Source organism: Klebsiella variicola (assembly GCF_000828055.2).
Lineage (GTDB): Bacteria > Pseudomonadota > Gammaproteobacteria > Enterobacterales > Enterobacteriaceae > Klebsiella > Klebsiella variicola.
Map to the genome: position 1 here is coordinate 423,333 of NZ_CP010523.2, position 14,027 is coordinate 437,359.

Genomic DNA, 14,027 nt, shown 5'->3' on the forward strand with positions numbered 1-14,027 from the left:
TTTTTTATTGAGCGCAGATATAATTAAAACTGGAAAGATCCTCAGGCGCTGTATTACTTTAGATAGCTTAATAATGATGATGAGCCTGCCCTGACAATAACGACAGGCTCCTGAAAAGGAGTGCTTTTTTTCATGTCCAGGTCGCTTTTAACCAACGAAACCAGCGAGCTTGACCTGCTGGATCAACGTCCCTTTGACCAGACCGATTTCGATATTCTTAAATCTTATGAAGCGGTGGTGGACGGGTTGGCGATGCTCATCGGTTCGCACTGTGAAATCGTGCTGCATTCTTTGCAGGATCTTAAATGCTCTGCCATCCGTATCGCCAATGGTGAACATACCGGCCGCCAAATCGGTTCACCGATTACCGATCTTGCGCTGCGCATGCTGCACGATATGACGGGCGCCGATAGCAGCGTTTCCAAATGCTACTTCACCCGCGCCAAAAGCGGCGTACTGATGAAGTCGGTGACGATAGCCATTCGCAATCGCGATCATCGGGTGATCGGTCTGCTGTGCATCAACATGAATCTGGATGTGCCTTTTTCACAGATCATGAGCACCTTTATTCCGCCAGAAACGCCGGAGGTCAACTCACCGGTGAACTTTGCTTCCTCGGTTGACGATCTGGTCGCGCAGACGCTGGAATTCACCATTGAAGAGGTGAACGCCGATCGCAGCGTGTCTAATAATGCGAAAAACCGCCAAATCGTGCTGAATCTCTACGAAAAAGGGATCTTCGATATCAAAGACGCCATTAACCAGGTGGCCGATCGTCTGAATATCTCCAAGCATACCGTCTACCTCTATATCCGCCAGTTCAAGAGCGGCGATTTCCAGGGGCTGGATAAGTAATGCGTTTTGCCCTCACGGTGACTGGCCCTGCCTATGGGACCCAGCAGGCGAGCAGCGCCTGGCAGTTTGCCCAGGCCGTATTGCAGGAAGGTCATGAACTGGCATGCGTTTTTTTCTATCGCGAAGGCGTGCTCAACGCTAACCAACTGACGGCGCCCGCCAGCGATGAGTTCGATCTGGTGCGCGCGTGGCAATCATTGCACGATGAACAAGGTGTGGCACTACACATCTGCGTGGCGGCTGCCTTGCGTCGAGGCGTAACGGACGAGCGTGAGGCGCAACAGCTCGCGCTGGCCAGCCACAATTTGCAACCCGGCTTCACGCTGAGCGGGCTCGGCGCGCTGGCGGAAGCCGCGCTCACTTGCGATCGGATGGTGCAGTTCTGATGAAACGTGTGGCTTTTATTTTTTCCTCCGCGCCGCACGGCAGCGCCGCCGGCAGGGAAGGGCTCGATGCCTTATTAGCAACCTCCGCGCTCACCGACGAGATTGGCGTGTTCTTTGTAGGCGACGGCGTTTTTCAACTGCTGCCCGATCAACGGCCGGGTGCAGTGCTGGCTCGCGACTACATAGCCACCTTTAAACTGCTGTCACTGTATGATATCGATCAGTGCTGGCTGTGTGCCGACTCCGCGCGGGAGCGCGGTCTGGACCCCGCTACTCCGTGGGTGGTGGATGTCGAATGCCTGGCGCCGGATGCCCTGCGCGCCCGTCTGCATGAATTTGATGTGATTTTGCGTTTCTGAGGTCCCCATGCTCCATACGCTCAGTGTTTCTCCCTGGCATGCCGATATCGCAGCAATGCTTCGCGTGATGGATCACGGTGACGATCTGTTATTGCTGTCTGATGGCGTCACGGCGGCCATCGCCGGTGGTCGCTTCCTTGAGATCCTGCAATCCGCCCCCATAACCCTCTATGTGCTGCAAGACGACGTTGACGCCCGCGGGCTGGCTGGTCAAATTGCGGACAGTGTCGGTAGGGTTAGCTATACTGATTTCGTCAGACTCACGGTAAAACATGCCGGTCAGCTGGCCTGGTGATGGCGGGATCGTTGTATATTTCTTGACACCTTTTCGGCACCGCCCTAAAATTCTGCGTCCTCATATTATATGAGGCGATTTATTACGTGTTTACGAAGCAAAAGCTAAAACCAGGAGCTATTTAATGGCAACAATTAACCAGCTGGTACGCAAACCACGCGCACGCAAAGTTGCAAAGAGCAACGTGCCTGCGCTGGAAGCCTGCCCGCAGAAACGTGGCGTATGTACTCGCGTATATACCACCACTCCTAAGAAACCGAACTCCGCACTGCGTAAAGTTTGCCGTGTGCGTCTGACTAACGGTTTCGAAGTCACCTCCTACATCGGTGGTGAAGGTCACAACCTGCAGGAGCACTCCGTGATCCTGATCCGTGGCGGTCGTGTTAAAGACCTTCCGGGTGTTCGTTACCACACCGTTCGTGGTGCGCTTGACTGCTCCGGCGTTAAAGACCGTAAGCAGGCTCGCTCCAAGTACGGCGTGAAGCGTCCTAAGGCTTAATGGTTCTCCGTTAAGTAAGGCCAAACTGATTTACCTTAATGTCATACTAAACTCTTAGAGTTTTGGACAATCCTGAATTAACAACGGAGTATTTCCATGCCACGTCGTCGCGTCATTGGTCAGCGTAAAATTCTGCCGGATCCGAAGTTCGGATCAGAACTGCTGGCTAAATTTGTCAATATCCTGATGGTAGATGGTAAAAAATCTACTGCAGAAGCAATCGTATACAGCGCGCTGGAGACCCTGGCTCAGCGCTCTGGTAAAAATGAACTGGAAGCTTTCGAAGTCGCTCTCGACAACGTGCGCCCGACTGTAGAAGTTAAGTCTCGCCGCGTTGGTGGTTCTACTTATCAGGTTCCAGTTGAAGTTCGTCCGGTTCGTCGTAATGCTCTGGCAATGCGTTGGATCGTTGAAGCTGCTCGTAAACGCGGTGATAAATCCATGGCTCTGCGCTTGGCGAACGAACTCACTGATGCTGCAGACAACAAAGGTACTGCAGTTAAGAAACGTGAAGACGTTCACCGTATGGCCGAAGCCAACAAGGCGTTCGCACACTACCGTTGGTAATCCCTTCGGAGTCATAGTCACCAGGCGGGCGCTTCAGATGAGTCGCCCGCTCTGGATAACTTAACTGAACGCCTAAAGAAATAAACGAGGAATCAAATGGCTCGTACAACACCCATCGCACGCTACCGTAACATCGGTATCAGTGCGCACATCGACGCCGGTAAAACCACTACTACCGAACGTATTCTGTTCTACACCGGTGTAAACCACAAAATCGGTGAAGTTCATGACGGCGCCGCTACCATGGACTGGATGGAGCAGGAGCAGGAACGTGGTATCACCATCACTTCCGCTGCGACTACTGCATTCTGGTCTGGTATGGCTAAGCAGTATGAACCGCACCGTGTAAACATCATCGACACCCCGGGGCACGTTGACTTCACTATCGAAGTAGAACGTTCCATGCGTGTTCTTGATGGTGCGGTAATGGTTTACTGCGCAGTTGGTGGTGTTCAGCCACAGTCTGAAACCGTATGGCGTCAGGCAAACAAATATAAAGTTCCGCGCATTGCGTTCGTTAACAAAATGGACCGCATGGGTGCGAACTTCCTGAAAGTTGTTGGTCAGATCAAAACCCGTCTGGGCGCGAACCCGGTTCCGCTGCAGCTGGCGATTGGTGCTGAAGAAGGTTTCACCGGTGTTGTTGACCTGGTGAAAATGAAAGCCATCAACTGGAACGATGCAGACCAGGGCGTTACCTTCGAATACGAAGATATCCCGGCTGACATGCAGGACCTGGCTGACGAATGGCACCAGAACCTGATCGAGTCCGCTGCGGAAGCTTCCGAAGAGCTGATGGAGAAATACCTGGGTGGTGAAGAACTGACTGAAGAAGAGATCAAAAAAGCTCTGCGTCAGCGTGTTCTGAACAACGAAATCATCCTGGTAACCTGCGGTTCTGCGTTCAAGAACAAAGGTGTTCAGGCGATGCTGGATGCGGTAATTGATTACCTGCCATCCCCGGTTGATGTTCCGGCAATCAACGGTATTCTGGACGACGGTAAAGATACCCCGGCTGAGCGTCACGCAAGCGACGAAGAGCCGTTCTCTGCACTGGCGTTCAAAATCGCTACCGACCCGTTTGTTGGTAACCTGACCTTCTTCCGTGTGTACTCCGGTGTGGTTAACTCTGGTGATACCGTACTGAACTCCGTGAAAGCTGCACGTGAGCGTTTCGGTCGTATCGTACAGATGCACGCTAACAAACGTGAAGAGATCAAAGAAGTTCGCGCGGGCGACATCGCTGCTGCTATCGGTCTGAAAGACGTAACCACTGGTGACACCCTGTGTGACCCGGATGCGCCGATCATTCTGGAGCGTATGGAATTCCCTGAGCCGGTAATCTCCATCGCCGTTGAGCCGAAAACCAAAGCTGACCAGGAAAAAATGGGTCTGGCTCTGGGTCGTCTGGCTAAAGAAGACCCGTCATTCCGCGTATGGACTGACGAAGAGTCTAACCAGACCATCATCGCCGGTATGGGTGAGCTGCACCTCGACATCATCGTTGACCGTATGAAGCGTGAATTCAACGTTGAAGCGAACGTCGGTAAACCTCAGGTTGCTTACCGTGAAGCGATTCGCGCGAAAGTTACCGATATCGAAGGTAAACACGCCAAGCAGTCTGGTGGTCGTGGTCAGTACGGTCACGTTGTGATCGACATGTACCCGCTGGAGCCGGGCTCTAACCCGAAAGGTTACGAGTTCATCAACGACATCAAAGGTGGTGTAATTCCTGGCGAATACATCCCGGCCGTTGATAAAGGCATCCAGGAACAGCTGAAAGCTGGTCCGCTGGCAGGTTACCCGGTAGTTGATATGGGTATCCGTCTGCACTTCGGTTCTTACCACGACGTTGACTCCTCTGAGCTGGCGTTTAAACTGGCTGCGTCTATTGCCTTTAAAGAAGGCTTTAAGAAAGCAAAACCAGTTCTGCTTGAGCCGATCATGAAGGTTGAAGTAGAAACTCCGGAAGAGAACACGGGTGATGTTATCGGTGACTTGAGCCGTCGTCGCGGTATGCTGCGCGGTCAGGAATCCGAAGTAACCGGCGTTAAGATCCACGCTGAAGTACCGCTGTCCGAAATGTTCGGTTATGCAACTCAGCTGCGTTCTCTGACCAAAGGTCGTGCATCATACACCATGGAATTCCTGAAGTATGATGATGCGCCGAACAACGTTGCTCAGGCCGTTATTGAAGCCCGTGGTAAATAATCCACAGGATTAAAACCTAAGTCCCGTGCTCTCTCCGAAGGGGAGAGCACTATAGTAAGGAATATAGCCGTGTCTAAAGAAAAATTTGAACGTACAAAACCGCACGTCAACGTTGGTACTATCGGCCACGTTGACCATGGTAAAACTACCCTGACTGCTGCCATCACTACCGTTCTGGCTAAAACCTACGGTGGTTCTGCTCGTGCATTCGACCAGATCGATAACGCACCGGAAGAAAAAGCTCGTGGTATCACCATCAACACCTCTCACGTTGAATATGACACCCCGACTCGCCACTACGCGCACGTAGACTGCCCGGGCCACGCCGACTATGTTAAAAACATGATCACCGGTGCTGCGCAGATGGACGGCGCGATCCTGGTTGTTGCTGCGACTGACGGCCCGATGCCGCAGACTCGTGAGCACATCCTGCTGGGTCGTCAGGTAGGCGTTCCGTACATCATCGTGTTCCTGAACAAATGCGACATGGTTGATGACGAAGAGCTGCTGGAACTGGTTGAGATGGAAGTTCGTGAACTGCTGTCTCAGTACGATTTCCCGGGCGACGACACTCCGATCGTTCGTGGTTCTGCTCTGAAAGCGCTGGAAGGCGACGCAGAGTGGGAAGCGAAAATCATCGAACTGGCTGGCCACCTGGATACCTATATCCCGGAACCAGAGCGTGCGATTGACAAGCCGTTCCTGCTGCCGATCGAAGACGTATTCTCCATCTCCGGTCGTGGTACCGTTGTTACCGGTCGTGTAGAGCGCGGTATCATCAAAGTCGGTGAAGAAGTTGAAATCGTTGGTATCAAAGACACCGCGAAAACCACCTGTACTGGCGTTGAAATGTTCCGCAAACTGCTGGACGAAGGCCGTGCTGGTGAGAACGTTGGTGTTCTGCTGCGTGGTATCAAACGTGAAGAAATCGAACGTGGTCAGGTACTGGCTAAGCCGGGCAGCATCAAGCCGCACACCAAGTTCGAATCTGAAGTGTACATCCTGTCCAAAGACGAAGGCGGCCGTCATACTCCGTTCTTCAAAGGCTACCGTCCGCAGTTCTACTTCCGTACTACTGACGTGACTGGCACCATCGAACTGCCGGAAGGCGTAGAGATGGTTATGCCGGGCGACAACATCAAAATGGTTGTTACCCTGATCCACCCGATCGCGATGGACGACGGTCTGCGTTTCGCAATCCGTGAAGGCGGCCGTACCGTTGGCGCGGGCGTTGTAGCTAAAGTTCTGGGCTAATTCGTTAGCTTCGAATAAAAAGGGCGCTTCGGCGCCCTTTTTGCTGCGCGCAGTTCCGCGAAATAACGTGTACAACACACCATTCATAACGTGCGCTGCGGCGGATAATGCGCAAATGGTCTATTGTAATCATAACTATTCTCATTTAATATTTGTGCATAAATTGAACGGGAGTTTATATGTACGTTTGTTTGTGCAATGGCGTTAGCGATAAAAAAATTCGCCAGGTTGTTCGCCAGTTTCAACCGCAATCTTTTCAGCAATTACGTAAGTTTGTTCCCGTTGGAAATCAATGCGGTAAGTGTGTTCGAGCTGCACGTGAAGTGATGGAAGATGAATTAACCACCATGCCGGAATTCAAAGAAATCGCCTGAAGTCCGCGCTTCTCTTTTGACATCCCTATAGGCCGGACTACGCTTCAATAAGTGGAAGCGGAGGGACTATATAATGAAAGGTGATGTCAAAATCATAAGTTATCTCAATAAATTATTGGGAAATGAGCTGGTCGCAATCAATCAGTACTTTCTCCATGCGAGAATGTTCAAAAACTGGGGTCTGATGCGCCTCAACGATATTGAGTACCACGAATCAATTGATGAAATGAAGCACGCCGATAAGTACATCGAGCGTATTCTTTTCCTCGAAGGCATTCCTAATCTGCAGGATCTCGGCAAACTTGGCATCGGTGAAGATGTGGAAGAGATGCTGCAGTCAGATTTACGCCTGGAGCTGGAAGGCGCGCAAAACCTGCGTGAAGCGATCGCCTATGCCGACAGCGTACATGACTATGTCAGCCGCGATATGATGATTGAGATCCTGGCGGATGAAGAAGGCCATATCGACTGGCTGGAAACCGAACTCGATCTCATTGGCAAAATTGGCCTGCAAAATTACCTGCAGTCGCAGATCAAAGTGTCAGATTAGCCAGCGTTTGCCACCCGCACCAGAAACCTGCTGCCGCCAGAAATGGCCCAAATGGCAGCGGGTTATTCTTTTCCCATTTTCTGTTGCCGCCGCACCTGGCGGACAGTCCCAATATCACCCACGTCATGCCAGCGAGCAATGACGCTACCAGCACCAGCTGCGGCAGCATTCGCCAGCCATGCCAGGCCCCAAGGGCGGCGAGATATTTTATATCGCCATAGCCTAATCCTTCATGCCCACGGACCCTGCGGTATAGCCAATAAAGGGCGGCAAACGAGAGATAGCCGGCTAGTGCTCCCCAGACAGCCTCGTTGAGCTGATGCGGCGCCAGACAGAGATAAAAAAGCAAGCCGCTCCATAGCAGGGGACAGGTGAAACGGTCTGGCAGCAAGCCGTAACGCAGGTCCTGCTGACATAATGCTAGCGTCAATCCGCTATAGCACAGTAAGAAGGGGAGGGCGGCGAGCATAGGTTACCCCGTGATGAGCAATGAACATGGCCTCACTATGCTTATCGGCTCGGCGCAGGGCAAAATGCAATTTTCGAGAGTGGATGGCGCTTTGCGGATTTATTGGCAGCGTTACGGCGCTTGCACAGCGCACTATCGCGAAGACGCGCAAATCCCGGTGATGATTTTCTAAACAGCGCTTGCGTCGTGCCAGAATTTGCGTATAATGCGCGGGCCTGTCAAAGTTGACAGCCGGTTCGATATGAACCCTGATAGTGCTTTTTGCTATCAAACAATGTCCCCAATCGGGGGACTATGTAAGAACGGTTACACTCTCCCATCAATCGTAATGGGTATGAGGAGTAATCATTTCGTCTATAAAATAATTGGAGCTCTGGTCTCATGCAGAACCAAAGAATCCGTATCCGCCTTAAAGCGTTTGATCATCGTCTGATCGATCAATCAACCGCGGAAATCGTCGAGACTGCTAAGCGCACTGGTGCGCAAGTCCGTGGTCCGATCCCGCTGCCGACCCGCAAAGAGCGCTTTACCGTTCTGATCTCCCCGCACGTCAACAAAGACGCGCGTGATCAGTACGAGATTCGCACTCACAAGCGTCTGGTTGACATCGTTGAGCCAACTGAAAAAACCGTTGATGCTCTGATGCGTCTGGATCTGGCTGCCGGTGTAGACGTGCAGATCAGCCTGGGTTAATCAGGTCATCGAGCGATTGAGAGGTTGAAACAATGATTGGTTTAGTCGGTAAAAAAGTGGGCATGACCCGCATCTTCACTGAAGATGGCGTATCTATCCCAGTAACCGTAATCGAAGTTGAAGCAAACCGCGTTACTCAGGTTAAAGACCTGGCTAACGATGGCTACCGCGCAATCCAGGTTACCACCGGTGCTAAAAAAGCTAACCGTGTAACCAAGCCGGAAGCGGGTCACTTCGCTAAAGCTGGCGTTGAAGCTGGCCGTGGTCTGTGGGAATTCCGTCTTGCTGACGGCGAAGAATTCACCGTAGGTCAGAACATTAGCGTTGAACTGTTTGCTGACGTTAAAAAAGTTGACGTAACCGGTACCTCTAAAGGTAAAGGTTTTGCTGGTACCGTTAAGCGCTGGAACTTCCGTACCCAGGACGCTACTCACGGTAACTCCTTGTCTCACCGCGTTCCGGGTTCTATCGGTCAGAACCAGACTCCGGGCAAAGTGTTCAAAGGCAAGAAAATGGCAGGTCAGCTGGGTAATGAGCGTGTAACCGTTCAGAGCCTGGACGTAGTACGTGTTGACGCTGAGCGCAACCTGCTGCTGGTTAAAGGTGCTGTCCCGGGTGCTACCGGTAGCGACCTGATCGTTAAACCAGCTGTGAAGGCGTGAGGAGATAGCAATGGAATTAGTATTGAAAGACGCGCAGAGCGCGCTGACTGTTTCCGAAACTACCTTCGGTCGTGATTTCAACGAAGCGCTGGTTCACCAGGTTGTTGTTGCTTATGCAGCTGGTGCGCGTCAGGGCACTCGTGCTCAGAAGACTCGTGCTGAAATCACTGGCTCCGGTAAAAAACCGTGGCGCCAGAAAGGTACCGGCCGTGCGCGTTCTGGTTCTATCAAGAGCCCGATCTGGCGTTCCGGTGGCGTGACCTTCGCTGCTCGTCCGCAGGACCACAGTCAAAAAGTTAACAAGAAGATGTACCGCGGCGCGCTGAAAAGCATTCTGTCCGAACTGGTACGTCAGGATCGTCTGATCGTTGTCGAGAAGTTCTCTGTTGAAGCGCCGAAAACTAAGCTGCTGGCACAGAAACTGAAAGACATGGCTCTGGAAGATGTGCTGATCATCACCGGTGAGCTGGACGAGAACCTGTTCCTGGCCGCACGTAACCTGCACAAGGTTGACGTACGTGATGCGAACGGTATCGACCCGGTTAGCCTGATCGCCTTCGACAAAGTCGTAATGACTGCTGATGCTGTTAAGCAAGTTGAGGAGATGCTGGCATGATTCGTGAAGAACGTCTGCTGAAGGTGCTGCGCGCACCGCACGTTTCTGAAAAAGCGTCTACTGCGATGGAAAAAACAAACACCATCGTTCTCAAAGTTGCTAAAGACGCGACCAAAGCAGAAATCAAAGCTGCTGTGCAGAAACTGTTTGAAGTCGAAGTCGAAGTCGTTAACACCCTGGTTGTTAAAGGGAAAGTTAAACGTCACGGACAGCGTATCGGTCGTCGTAGCGACTGGAAAAAAGCTTACGTCACCCTGAAGGAAGGCCAGAATCTGGACTTCGTTGGCGGCGCTGAGTAAGTCGGAGGAGTAATACAATGGCAGTTGTTAAATGTAAACCGACATCTCCGGGTCGTCGCCACGTCGTTAAAGTGGTTAACCCAGAGCTGCACAAGGGCAAACCTTTTGCTCCGTTGCTGGAAAAAAACAGCAAATCCGGTGGTCGTAACAACAATGGCCGTATCACCACCCGTCATATCGGTGGTGGCCACAAGCAGGCTTACCGTATTGTTGACTTCAAACGCAACAAAGATGGTATCCCGGCAGTTGTTGAACGTCTTGAGTACGATCCGAACCGCTCCGCGAACATCGCGCTGGTTCTGTACAAAGACGGCGAGCGCCGTTACATCCTGGCCCCGAAAGGCCTGAAAGCTGGTGACCAGATTCAGTCTGGCGTTGATGCTGCAATCAAAGCAGGCAACACCCTGCCGATGCGCAATATCCCGGTTGGTTCTACCGTTCATAACGTAGAAATGAAACCAGGTAAAGGCGGTCAGCTGGCACGTTCCGCTGGTACTTACGTTCAGATCGTTGCTCGTGATGGTGCTTATGTCACCCTGCGTCTGCGTTCTGGTGAAATGCGTAAAGTCGAAGCAGACTGCCGCGCTACTCTGGGCGAAGTTGGCAATGCTGAGCATATGCTGCGCGTTCTGGGTAAAGCAGGTGCTGCACGCTGGCGTGGTGTTCGTCCTACCGTTCGCGGTACTGCGATGAACCCAGTAGACCACCCACATGGTGGTGGTGAAGGTCGTAACTTTGGTAAGCACCCGGTATCCCCGTGGGGCCTGCAGACCAAAGGTAAGAAGACCCGCAGCAACAAGCGTACTGATAAATTCATCGTACGTCGCCGTAGCAAATAATTTTAGAGGATAAGCCATGCCACGTTCTCTCAAGAAAGGTCCTTTTATTGACCTGCACTTGCTGAAGAAGGTAGAGAAAGCGGTGGAAAGCGGAGACAAGAAGCCCCTGCGCACTTGGTCCCGTCGTTCAACGATCTTTCCTAACATGATCGGTTTGACCATCGCTGTCCATAATGGTCGTCAGCACGTTCCAGTCTTTGTTTCCGACGAAATGGTTGGTCACAAACTGGGTGAATTCGCACCGACTCGTACTTATCGCGGCCACGCTGCTGATAAAAAAGCGAAGAAGAAATAAGGTAGGAGGAAGAGATGGAAACTTTAGCTCAACATCGCCATGCTCGTTCTTCTGCTCAGAAGGTTCGCCTCGTAGCTGACCTGATTCGCGGTAAGAAAGTGTCGCAGGCCCTGGATATTCTGACCTACACCAACAAAAAAGCTGCTGTACTGGTCAAGAAGGTACTGGAATCTGCCATTGCTAACGCTGAACACAACGATGGCGCTGACATTGATGATCTGAAAGTTGCGAAAATTTTCGTAGACGAAGGCCCGAGCATGAAGCGCATTATGCCGCGTGCTAAAGGTCGTGCAGATCGCATCCTGAAGCGCACCAGCCACATCACTGTGGTTGTGTCCGATCGCTGAGACTCTGGAGACTAGCAATGGGTCAGAAAGTACATCCTAATGGTATTCGCCTGGGTATTGTCAAACCATGGAACTCTACCTGGTTCGCGAACACCAAAGAATTCGCTGACAACCTGGACAGCGATTTTAAAGTACGTCAGTTCCTGACAAAAGAACTGGCTAAAGCGTCTGTATCTCGAATCGTTATCGAGCGTCCGGCTAAGAGCATCCGTGTGACCATTCACACTGCTCGCCCGGGTATCGTTATCGGTAAGAAAGGCGAAGACGTAGAAAAACTGCGCAAGGTCGTAGCGGATATCGCTGGCGTACCTGCACAGATCAATATTGCCGAAGTTCGTAAGCCTGAACTGGACGCTAAATTGGTTGCTGACAGCATCACTTCTCAGCTGGAACGTCGCGTTATGTTCCGTCGTGCGATGAAGCGTGCTGTACAGAACGCAATGCGTCTGGGCGCTAAAGGTATCAAAGTTGAAGTTAGCGGCCGTCTGGGCGGCGCGGAAATCGCACGTACCGAATGGTACCGTGAAGGTCGCGTACCGCTGCACACTCTGCGTGCTGACATCGACTACAACACCTCTGAAGCGCACACCACTTACGGTGTAATCGGCGTTAAGGTATGGATCTTCAAAGGTGAGATCCTGGGTGGTATGGCTGCTGTTGAACAACCGGAACCGGCTGCTCAACCTAAAAAGCAGCAGCGTAAAGGCCGTAAATAAGGAGCGTCGCTGATGTTACAACCAAAGCGTACAAAATTCCGTAAAGTGCACAAAGGCCGCAACCGTGGTCTGGCGCAGGGTACGGATGTTAGCTTCGGCACTTTCGGTCTGAAAGCTGTTGGCCGTGGTCGTCTGACTGCCCGTCAGATCGAAGCAGCACGTCGTGCTATGACCCGTGCAGTTAAGCGTCAAGGTAAGATCTGGATCCGTGTATTCCCGGACAAACCGATCACCGAGAAGCCGCTGGAAGTTCGTATGGGTAAAGGTAAAGGTAACGTGGAGTACTGGGTTGCCTTGATTCAGCCGGGTAAAGTCCTGTATGAAATGGACGGTGTACCGGAAGAGCTGGCCCGTGAAGCATTCGGCCTGGCAGCAGCGAAACTGCCGATCAAAACCACCTTTGTAACTAAGACGGTGATGTAATGAAAGCAAAAGAGCTGCGTGAAAAAAGCGTTGAAGAGCTGAACGCTGAGCTGCTGAACCTGCTGCGTGAGCAGTTCAACCTGCGTATGCAGGCTGCAAGTGGCCAGCTGCAACAGACTCATCTGCTGAAGCAAGTGCGTCGTGATGTTGCACGCGTTAAGACTTTACTGACTCAGAAGGCGGGTGCGTAATGACCGATAAAATCCGTACTCTGCAAGGTCGCGTAGTTAGCGACAAAATGGAGAAATCCATTGTTGTTGCTATCGAACGTATGGTGAAACACCCGGTATACGGCAAATTCATCAAACGTACGACCAAACTGCACGTACATGACGAGAACAACGAATGCGGTATCGGTGACGTGGTTGAAATCCGCGAATGCCGTCCGCTGTCCAAGACTAAGTCCTGGACGCTGGTTCGCGTTGTAGAGAAAGCGGTTCTGTAATAGAGTACGCATTCTCGATACGGATAAACGGCTCAGCGATGAGCCGTTTATTTTTTCTACCCATATCTGGTTTGTGGTGTTATAATGCCGCGCCCTCGATATGGGGCTTTTTAACGACCCTAATTTTCGGGTCTCAGTAGTAGTTGACATTAGCGGAGCACTAAAATGATCCAAGAACAGACTATGCTGAACGTCGCCGACAACTCCGGTGCACGTCGCGTAATGTGTATCAAGGTTCTGGGTGGCTCGCACCGTCGCTACGCAGGCGTAGGCGACATCATCAAGATCACCATCAAGGAAGCAATTCCGCGTGGTAAGGTCAAAAAAGGTGATGTGCTGAAGGCGGTAGTGGTGCGCACCAAGAAGGGTGTTCGTCGCCCGGACGGTTCTGTCATTCGCTTCGATGGTAATGCATGCGTTATTCTGAACAATAACAGCGAGCAGCCTATCGGTACGCGTATTTTTGGGCCGGTAACTCGTGAACTTCGTACCGAGAAGTTCATGAAAATTATCTCTCTGGCACCAGAAGTACTCTAAGGAGCGAATCATGGCAGCTAAAATCCGTCGTGATGACGAAGTTATCGTGTTAACCGGTAAAGATAAAGGTAAACGCGGTAAAGTAAAAAATGTCCTGTCTTCCGGCAAGGTCATTGTTGAAGGTATCAACCTGGTTAAGAAACATCAGAAGCCGGTTCCGGCCCTGAACCAACCAGGCGGCATCGTAGAGAAAGAAGCAGCTATTCAGATCTCTAACCTTGCTATCTTCAACGCGGCAACCGGCAAGGCTGACCGTGTAGGCTTTAGATTCGAAGACGGCAAAAAAGTCCGTTTCTTCAAGTCTAACAGCGAAACTATCAAGTAATTTGGAGTAGT

Annotated in this window: 25 protein-coding genes; 24 read left to right on the forward strand and 1 reads right to left on the reverse strand. The window is 51.7% G+C overall.

Going from position 1 to position 14,027, the window contains the following annotated elements:
• The first annotated feature begins 132 nt into the window (after nt 1–132).
• The 10 genes from SP68_RS01900 to bfr all read left to right on the forward strand — a co-directional run bounded on the left by SP68_RS01900 (nt 133) and on the right by bfr (nt 7,350).
• On the forward strand, nt 133–855 hold the full coding sequence (locus SP68_RS01900) for a helix-turn-helix transcriptional regulator (RefSeq protein WP_002920130.1): 723 nt from the start codon (nt 133–135) through the stop codon (nt 853–855).
• Nucleotides 855–1,241: a sulfurtransferase complex subunit TusD gene (gene tusD, locus SP68_RS01905; RefSeq protein ID WP_008807041.1), complete on the forward strand. Its 387-nt coding sequence runs from the start codon at nt 855–857 to the stop codon at nt 1,239–1,241. The genes SP68_RS01900 and tusD overlap by 1 nt, the downstream gene beginning before the upstream one ends.
• Nucleotides 1,241–1,600, forward strand: coding sequence for a sulfurtransferase complex subunit TusC (gene tusC / locus SP68_RS01910; protein ID WP_012540431.1), 360 nt, complete (start codon nt 1,241–1,243; stop codon nt 1,598–1,600). The genes tusD and tusC overlap by 1 nt, the downstream gene beginning before the upstream one ends.
• Before the next feature lie 7 nt (nt 1,601–1,607).
• Nucleotides 1,608–1,895: a sulfurtransferase complex subunit TusB gene (gene tusB / locus SP68_RS01915; protein WP_008807043.1), complete on the forward strand. Its 288-nt coding sequence runs from the start codon at nt 1,608–1,610 to the stop codon at nt 1,893–1,895.
• Nucleotides 1,896–2,019: 124 nt separating this feature from the next.
• Nucleotides 2,020–2,394 carry a 30S ribosomal protein S12 gene (gene rpsL / locus SP68_RS01920; RefSeq protein ID WP_002920115.1) on the forward strand — a complete coding sequence of 125 codons (375 nt, stop codon included), beginning with the start codon at nt 2,020–2,022 and terminating at the stop codon, nt 2,392–2,394.
• A gap of 96 nt (nt 2,395–2,490) precedes the next feature.
• A complete protein-coding gene (gene rpsG / locus SP68_RS01925; RefSeq protein ID WP_008807044.1) occupies nt 2,491–2,961 on the forward strand; it encodes a 30S ribosomal protein S7 in 471 nt (156 codons plus the stop codon).
• A gap of 96 nt (nt 2,962–3,057) precedes the next feature.
• A complete protein-coding gene (gene fusA / locus SP68_RS01930) occupies nt 3,058–5,172 on the forward strand; it encodes an elongation factor G (protein ID WP_008807045.1) in 2,115 nt (704 codons plus the stop codon).
• A 69-nt stretch (nt 5,173–5,241) separates the two neighbouring features.
• On the forward strand, nt 5,242–6,426 hold the full coding sequence (gene tuf, locus SP68_RS01935; protein ID WP_012540432.1) for an elongation factor Tu: 1,185 nt from the start codon (nt 5,242–5,244) through the stop codon (nt 6,424–6,426).
• 179 nt (nt 6,427–6,605) lie between these two features.
• Nucleotides 6,606–6,800, forward strand: a complete 195-nt coding sequence (gene bfd, locus SP68_RS25890) for a bacterioferritin-associated ferredoxin (protein ID WP_004152415.1) — start codon at nt 6,606–6,608, stop codon at nt 6,798–6,800.
• Between the two features lie 73 nt (nt 6,801–6,873).
• Complete coding sequence (gene bfr / locus SP68_RS01940; protein ID WP_004206792.1) at nt 6,874–7,350, forward strand: bacterioferritin; 477 nt, start codon at nt 6,874–6,876, stop codon at nt 7,348–7,350.
• Here the strand turns inward: bfr and SP68_RS01945 are convergent.
• Complete coding sequence (locus SP68_RS01945; RefSeq protein ID WP_008807047.1) at nt 7,334–7,819, reverse strand: prepilin peptidase; 486 nt, start codon at nt 7,817–7,819, stop codon at nt 7,334–7,336. The genes bfr and SP68_RS01945 overlap by 17 nt on opposite strands.
• A 13-nt stretch (nt 7,820–7,832) precedes the next feature.
• Between SP68_RS01945 and SP68_RS28065 the strand changes: the two genes are divergently transcribed.
• The 14 genes from SP68_RS28065 to rplX all read left to right on the forward strand — a co-directional run bounded on the left by SP68_RS28065 (nt 7,833) and on the right by rplX (nt 14,016).
• Nucleotides 7,833–7,991 carry a hypothetical protein gene (locus SP68_RS28065; protein ID WP_153242722.1) on the forward strand — a complete coding sequence of 53 codons (159 nt, stop codon included), beginning with the start codon at nt 7,833–7,835 and terminating at the stop codon, nt 7,989–7,991.
• 209 nt (nt 7,992–8,200) lie between these two features.
• Complete coding sequence (gene rpsJ / locus SP68_RS01950) at nt 8,201–8,512, forward strand: 30S ribosomal protein S10 (protein ID WP_001181005.1); 312 nt, start codon at nt 8,201–8,203, stop codon at nt 8,510–8,512.
• A gap of 32 nt (nt 8,513–8,544) precedes the next feature.
• The gene (gene rplC, locus SP68_RS01955; protein WP_002919796.1) at nt 8,545–9,174 is read left to right on the forward strand and encodes a 50S ribosomal protein L3; all 630 of its coding nucleotides are present in this window, start codon (nt 8,545–8,547) and stop codon (nt 9,172–9,174) included.
• A gap of 10 nt (nt 9,175–9,184) precedes the next feature.
• Nucleotides 9,185–9,790 (forward strand): 50S ribosomal protein L4, encoded by a 606-nt coding sequence (rplD, locus tag SP68_RS01960; RefSeq protein WP_002919794.1) that lies wholly within the window; start codon nt 9,185–9,187, stop codon nt 9,788–9,790.
• Nucleotides 9,787–10,089 (forward strand): 50S ribosomal protein L23, encoded by a 303-nt coding sequence (gene rplW / locus SP68_RS01965; RefSeq protein ID WP_000617546.1) that lies wholly within the window; start codon nt 9,787–9,789, stop codon nt 10,087–10,089. Before rplD ends, rplW begins: the two co-directional genes overlap by 4 nt.
• Before the next feature lie 17 nt (nt 10,090–10,106).
• Nucleotides 10,107–10,928 carry a 50S ribosomal protein L2 gene (rplB, locus tag SP68_RS01970; RefSeq protein WP_002919786.1) on the forward strand — a complete coding sequence of 274 codons (822 nt, stop codon included), beginning with the start codon at nt 10,107–10,109 and terminating at the stop codon, nt 10,926–10,928.
• Nucleotides 10,929–10,944: 16 nt separating this feature from the next.
• Nucleotides 10,945–11,223, forward strand: coding sequence for a 30S ribosomal protein S19 (rpsS, locus tag SP68_RS01975; RefSeq protein ID WP_001138115.1), 279 nt, complete (start codon nt 10,945–10,947; stop codon nt 11,221–11,223).
• A 14-nt stretch (nt 11,224–11,237) separates the two neighbouring features.
• On the forward strand, nt 11,238–11,570 hold the full coding sequence (rplV, locus tag SP68_RS01980) for a 50S ribosomal protein L22 (protein ID WP_002919773.1): 333 nt from the start codon (nt 11,238–11,240) through the stop codon (nt 11,568–11,570).
• A 17-nt stretch (nt 11,571–11,587) separates the two neighbouring features.
• A complete protein-coding gene (gene rpsC, locus SP68_RS01985) occupies nt 11,588–12,286 on the forward strand; it encodes a 30S ribosomal protein S3 (protein WP_002919766.1) in 699 nt (232 codons plus the stop codon).
• 12 nt (nt 12,287–12,298) lie between these two features.
• Nucleotides 12,299–12,709 (forward strand): 50S ribosomal protein L16, encoded by a 411-nt coding sequence (rplP, locus tag SP68_RS01990; protein WP_002919759.1) that lies wholly within the window; start codon nt 12,299–12,301, stop codon nt 12,707–12,709.
• On the forward strand, nt 12,709–12,900 hold the full coding sequence (gene rpmC, locus SP68_RS01995) for a 50S ribosomal protein L29 (RefSeq protein WP_002919754.1): 192 nt from the start codon (nt 12,709–12,711) through the stop codon (nt 12,898–12,900). The genes rplP and rpmC overlap by 1 nt, the downstream gene beginning before the upstream one ends.
• A complete protein-coding gene (gene rpsQ, locus SP68_RS02000; RefSeq protein WP_004106347.1) occupies nt 12,900–13,154 on the forward strand; it encodes a 30S ribosomal protein S17 in 255 nt (84 codons plus the stop codon). Before rpmC ends, rpsQ begins: the two co-directional genes overlap by 1 nt.
• A 165-nt stretch (nt 13,155–13,319) precedes the next feature.
• Nucleotides 13,320–13,691: a 50S ribosomal protein L14 gene (gene rplN, locus SP68_RS02005; protein ID WP_002919748.1), complete on the forward strand. Its 372-nt coding sequence runs from the start codon at nt 13,320–13,322 to the stop codon at nt 13,689–13,691.
• A 10-nt stretch (nt 13,692–13,701) separates the two neighbouring features.
• Nucleotides 13,702–14,016, forward strand: coding sequence for a 50S ribosomal protein L24 (rplX, locus tag SP68_RS02010; protein ID WP_003031122.1), 315 nt, complete (start codon nt 13,702–13,704; stop codon nt 14,014–14,016).
• The last annotated feature ends 11 nt before the right edge of the window (nt 14,017–14,027 follow it).